Origin of the sequence: Hallella faecis (assembly GCF_018789675.1) — a bacterium.
GTDB classification, from domain to species: Bacteria; Bacteroidota; Bacteroidia; order Bacteroidales; family Bacteroidaceae; genus Prevotella; species Prevotella faecis.
In genome coordinates, this window is the sequence record NZ_JAHKBE010000097.1 from 1 (window position 1) to 4,136 (window position 4,136).

The following is a 4,136-nucleotide window of genomic DNA, read 5'->3' on the forward strand; positions in this document are numbered from 1 at the left end:
GGCTGCACTTAGAGAGTATGCTCAAACGGCTTGAATTCTAAATCCGAAACTTGAGACATAATATTTTGGTGCCAACACAACGATTGATAGGGGAAAGTTGCATAAAGTCGGGGTAAAATGATTATCTTTGCCACAAAATTGTTTCGCATGCCGCCTATTTTGCATCTACCATTACTAACCGACCGCAAGTTGGGAACGTGCGAAGCCAAGTAACACCATCATTATTATGGCAACAGTAGACGACAAGAAAATTATCTTTTCAATGGTGGGAGTGTCGAAGATCATCCCACAAAACCACAAGCAGATCCTGAAGGACATCTACCTGTCTTTCTTCTATGGCGCAAAGATCGGAATCATCGGTCTGAACGGCGCAGGTAAGTCAACGCTGATGAAGATCATCGCCGGACTGGAGCAGCCCACCCAAGGCGAGGTGGTGTGGAGCCCGGGCTACACCGTGGGCTACCTGCCGCAGGACCCGCCTCTCAACGAGGCGAAGACGGTCAAGGAGAACGTTATGGAGGGTGTGCAGAAGGTGTACGACGCCCTCGCCGAGTATGAGGAGATCAACCAGAAGTTTGGCATGGAGGAATACTACTCAGACGCCGACAAGATGGACAAGTTGATGGCGCGACAGGCGGAGGTGCAAGACCTCATCGACGCTACCGACGCGTGGAACATGGACTCGAAGCTCGACCGCGCCATGGCCGCCCTTCGCTGCCCACAGGGCGACCTGCCCGTTACCAACCTCTCGGGTGGTGAGCGCCGACGCGTGGCCCTCTGCCGCCTGCTGCTGCAGAAGCCCGACGTGCTGCTGCTCGACGAGCCCACCAACCACCTCGACGCCGAGAGTATCGACTGGCTCGAGCAGCACCTCCAGCAATATGAGGGCACGGTGATTGCCGTTACCCACGACCGCTACTTCCTCGACGATGTGAGCGAGTGGATCCTGGAGCTCGACCGTGGCGAGGGCATCCCCTGGCATGGCAACTACTCTTCGTGGCTCGACCAGAAGACCAAGCGCATGATGCAGGAGGAGAAGCAGGCTTCGAAGCGACGCAAGGCGCTGGAACGCGAGCTGGAGTGGGCCCACATGGCCCCCAAGGCCCGACAGGCCAAGGGTAAGGCGCGTCTCAACGCCTACGAGAAGATGCTGGGCGAGGAGCAGAAAGACCGCGAAGAGAAGTTGGAGATCTTCATCCCCAATGGCCCACGTCTGGGCAACAAGGTTATCGAGGCGCAACACGTCAAGAAGGCTTTCGGCGACAAGGTGCTCTTCCGCGACCTCAACTTCATGCTGCCGCCTAACGGCATCGTGGGCGTGATAGGTCCCAACGGTGCGGGAAAGACCACGCTCTTTCGCATGATCATGGGATTGGAGCACACCGATGATGGAACGTTTGAGGTGGGTGAGACCGTGAAGCTCGCCTACGTAGACCAGCAGCATAAGGACATCGATCCGGAGAAGTCGGTCTACGACATCATTTCGCAGGGCAACGAGACCATACGCATGGGTGGACGCGACGTGAACGCACGCGCCTACATCTCGCGCTTCAATTTCTCGGGCACCGACCAGAGCAAGCTCTGCGGCACGCTCTCGGGTGGTGAGCGCAACCGCTTGCAACTCGCCCTGGCGCTGAAGCAGGAGGGCAATGTGCTGTTGCTCGACGAGCCTACCAACGATATCGACGTGAACACGCTGCGCGCCCTGGAGGAGGGTCTGGAGAACTTCGCCGGATGTGCCGTGGTGATCAGTCACGACCGTTGGTTCCTCGACCGTATCTGCACACACATCCTGGCCTTCGAGGGCAACGGTGAGGTGTTCTACTTCGAGGGCAGCTACTCCGACTACGAGATCAATAAGGCGCGCCGACTCGGCAACGAGGAGATCAAGAAGGGCCGCTATCGCAAGTTGATGGAGGACTAAGTTATATTGTGGAATGTTGGGTGTTGAATGTGATTCTTCTTCAATGCTCAACTTTCAACACTCCACATTGAACAAACACTCCACATTCAACACTCCACATTATTATCCCAAACAAATATAAAACCCCTTTTACACCAGTAGGATAAAAATATACTATTTATAGAGGAACATGGTCGGGGTGGAGGCCAGTCCACAGTCGGCCACAGTGGCGCCCGCCGCCACAGCACCCCTCACGAAGGCCGCCTTGACGCTGGGTCCCGACAGGCGGCAATCGGTGCCCACGGCCACCACGGGACGGTCGGCGCCCAGGGTGTTCCTGAGCCAAGCGACAAACGATCGGCCAATTGTCTCCACCACCTCGGGAGTAAGGTTAACGAGTTCGTCCTCAACGCCTTCGAGTGCCACGCCCCTGATATCGGAGCCATTCTGAAGTTTTTTCCAATTCATAGTTTTCGGGGTTAAGATTAACGTCAACAAACATATACATTTTTTTCCAAATGCCCAATTAAAACCACAGAAATCGATCGCCCATGGGCAATTTACTTCGCTTTCATGCGGAAGTTAGCACATTTATTTGTACCTTCGTGTTTAATATCTACACAACACATCTAAATTCAAAACCCAACAACCATGAAAAAGAACTTACGCACGGCTTCCCTCTGTGTGCACGGAGGCTACGAGGCTAAGAATGGCGAACCCATCGAACCGCCCATCATCCAGAGCACTACATTCAAATATGACAACTCTGAGGAGATGGCCATGCTCTTCGACCTCAAGAAGGAAGGCTATTTCTACACCCGACTGCAAAACCCCACCAACGACGTGGTGGCGAAGAAGATAGCGCAGCTCGAAAGGGGCGTGGGGGCCGTACTGACCAGCAGCGGACAGGCCGCCAACTTCTACGCCGTGTTCAACATCTGCGAGGCAGGCGACCATATCGTGACGAGCAACGAGATCTACGGAGGCACATTCAACCTCTTCGGCGTAACGCTCAAGAAGTTGGGCATAGACTGCACATTCGTCGACCCCAACGACTCGGAGGAGACCATACAGAAGGCGTTCCGACCCAACACCAAGGCGCTCTTCGGAGAGACCATCAGCAACCCCGGATGCGCCGTGCTCGACATAGAGAAGTTTGCGCGTATAGCGCATAACAACGGCGTGCCGCTCATCGTAGACAACACTTTCGCCACACCCATCAACTGCCGCCCCTTCGAGTGGGGCGCCGACATCGTGACCCACAGCACCACCAAGTATCTCGACGGTACGGCCAGCCAAGTGGGAGGATGCGTGGTGGACAGCGGACGCTTCGACTGGCTCGCCCACGCAAAGAAGTTCCCCGGACTGTGCACTCCAGATGAAAGCTATCACGGACTCACCTACGCCAAGAAGTTTGGAGCCATGGGCTACATCACCAAACTCGTGGCGCAGCTCATGCGCGACCTCGGATCCATTCCCGCGCCCATGAACTCGTTCATACTCAACCTCGGACTGCAATCGCTACACCTACGCATGAGGCAGCATTGTGCCAACGCACAACAGGTGGCCGAGGCACTACAGGCCGACGAGCGTGTGGCATGGGTGCACTATAGCGGACTGCCCGGCGACGCCTACCACCAGTTGGCCGAGAAATACCTGCCCAATGGATCGTGTGGCGTCATTGCCTTCGGACTGAAAGGCGATCGCGACACCGCCATCCGATTCATGGACTCGCTACAGATGATCAACATCGTTACCCATGTGGCCGACGCACGCACCTGTGTGCTCCACCCCGCAAGCCACACCCACCGACAACTCACCGACGAACAACTGCGACAGGCTGGCGTGGCACCCGATCTCATACGCCTCTCGGTGGGCATTGAGGACGTAGACGACATTCTCGACGACATTCGTCAGGCGCTCAACAAGGCCGTAGGTTAACGCCTCCGCGAAGCCAAAATCGTTCCACACAAGCACCTCTTGAGCCATTCCGCCCAAGGGGCGCTTTTTGTTTTACCCCACGTTCGCCCGCTCCGAAGCGAGGCCGGGGGCAACTGCGCTCCCCCGTTTGCCGCAAGCCCACGTTTCCACCCCATTTCATCAGGCGCAACCGCAATCCCCATCAGGCGCAACCGCAAAAGGATGTGTCTCGTCGAATACGGAACGACCTTAATCTTAAACCCAAATCGGTCATTAGGATTTCTCTGTGTCGTACGGCAAAGAGAAATCCTTT

General features: G+C 55.9%; 3 protein-coding genes. 2 read left to right on the plus strand and 1 reads right to left on the minus strand.

Annotated features, from left to right (window positions below):
* Nucleotides 1-226: 226 nt before the first annotated feature.
* Nucleotides 227-1,924, plus strand: a complete 1,698-nt coding sequence (ettA, locus tag KM934_RS12410) for an energy-dependent translational throttle protein EttA (RefSeq protein WP_215760917.1) — start codon at nucleotides 227-229, stop codon at nucleotides 1,922-1,924.
* A gap of 153 nt (nucleotides 1,925-2,077) precedes the next feature.
* Here the strand turns inward: ettA and KM934_RS12415 are convergent, their stop codons facing one another.
* Nucleotides 2,078-2,371 (minus strand): hypothetical protein, encoded by a 294-nt coding sequence (locus KM934_RS12415; protein WP_215760919.1) that lies wholly within the window; start codon nucleotides 2,369-2,371, stop codon nucleotides 2,078-2,080.
* A gap of 183 nt (nucleotides 2,372-2,554) precedes the next feature.
* Between KM934_RS12415 and KM934_RS12420 the strand changes: the two genes are divergently transcribed.
* Nucleotides 2,555-3,844, plus strand: a complete 1,290-nt coding sequence (locus tag KM934_RS12420) for an O-acetylhomoserine aminocarboxypropyltransferase/cysteine synthase family protein (RefSeq protein WP_215760920.1) — start codon at nucleotides 2,555-2,557, stop codon at nucleotides 3,842-3,844.
* The last annotated feature ends 292 nt before the right edge of the window (nucleotides 3,845-4,136 follow it).

What these genes read in the sequence shown, in the direction of transcription:
- KM934_RS12415 (WP_215760919.1), bottom strand. Translation starts at nt 2,371, where the DNA reads ATGAATTGGAAAAAACTTCAGAATGGCTCCGATATCAGGGGCGTGGCA.
- KM934_RS12420 (WP_215760920.1), top strand. Translation starts at nt 2,555, where the DNA reads ATGAAAAAGAACTTACGCACGGCTTCCCTCTGTGTGCACGGAGGCTAC.
- ettA (WP_215760917.1), top strand. Translation starts at nt 227, where the DNA reads ATGGCAACAGTAGACGACAAGAAAATTATCTTTTCAATGGTGGGAGTG.